This window comes from Lunatimonas salinarum (assembly GCF_017811155.1).
Taxonomy (GTDB): domain Bacteria; phylum Bacteroidota; class Bacteroidia; order Cytophagales; family Cyclobacteriaceae; genus Lunatimonas; species Lunatimonas salinarum.
In genome coordinates, this window is record NZ_JACVCV010000098.1 from 1 (window position 1) to 700 (window position 700).

The following is a 700-nucleotide window of genomic DNA, read 5'->3' on the forward strand; positions in this document are numbered from 1 at the left end:
CGTCAGGAGATTTTAAAAATTTGACTATTTGGAGTTCGTTGGCTTTCATAACTAACTTTTATTTTCGGAACCGCTCCATGTCTTTTTCATAATTATTGTGACATTTAGATAAAAATCACATTTTATTCACTTCCAAAATTTCAATCTCCTCCTCACTCAATCCATAAATCCCATAAATTAATTGATCTATTTCAGCTTCGATAGTTGAGGTGTCTGAGGTTGGATCTTGCTTTTTGGTTTCAATGATTTGGTTCACTAAAGTTTCTATCACTTCCCTTAGTTGGCTTGATGGTTCAATAATTGGGATTTGGGCTAAGTACTGTCTAATGAATCTTAAATAGCCACCTCTAATTGTAGAGGTTAAGTTCGAATAGAAAAAGTGAACCATTGAAGAATTGAGAAGCGCCAGCAAATATTTATCAGCCTTGGGAATTATATATGCTGTATTGACACAATAAGTATCGTTAGTATCAAGGAGAGCTTCTGCCTTTATTGAAATATCGGGAAGCATAATCTTCTCCTTCTCAAACTCCCCATAATAATCACAAGCCCTCAGTTCCCACCAAAAATCACCTTTATCAGTCCTTTTCTTAGCTGCTGCCTCATGTGGTTTCAGATGCCTTGCTATCGCAGGGTACTTACTTTTAAGCCATTCCCAAGCGGGGTCATAGTCCATGTATCCATACCTTGGTGGTTCATT

1 protein-coding gene is annotated in these 700 nt (G+C 37.0%); it reads right to left on the reverse strand.

Features of this window, described 5'->3' with window-relative positions:
- Positions 1 to 115: 115 nt before the first annotated feature.
- A partial coding sequence (locus IAQ59_RS22065; protein ID WP_280868366.1) for a TaqI-like C-terminal specificity domain-containing protein occupies positions 116 to 700 on the reverse strand: 585 nt, incomplete at its 5' end.